This window comes from Chryseobacterium sp. VD8 (genome assembly GCF_037149975.1).
Classification (GTDB): Bacteria; Bacteroidota; Bacteroidia; order Flavobacteriales; family Weeksellaceae; genus Chryseobacterium; species Chryseobacterium indicum.
In genome coordinates this window covers 1-255 of sequence record NZ_JBBCQL010000490.1, presented here as the reverse complement: position 1 = coordinate 255, position 255 = coordinate 1, and the positions used below count along the sequence as shown (strand labels likewise).

Genomic DNA, 255 nt, shown 5'->3' with positions numbered 1-255 from the left:
GGTATAAATATTCGTCCTATATTTGCACCACTTAAAACAAAGGACATTCCTCCTTAGCTCAGTTGGTTAGAGCATCTGACTGTTAATCAGAGGGTCGCTGGTTCGAGCCCAGCAGGAGGAGCAAAAAGGACTTACAGAAATGTAGGTCTTTTTTATTTCTGTGATTCTGCATCACATCAACTCAAAAATAATTTCTTAAAAATCATCATATTTTAACAAAACAATAACTATAACACCGTCAAAACGATGATGTTA

The 255-nt window shown here is 35.7% G+C and carries 1 tRNA gene; it reads left to right on the top strand.

Annotated features, from left to right (window positions below):
* Positions 1-47 precede the first annotated feature (47 nt).
* Positions 48-121 (top strand) — tRNA-Asn (locus WFK35_RS23155).
* The last annotated feature ends 134 nt before the right edge of the window (positions 122-255 follow it).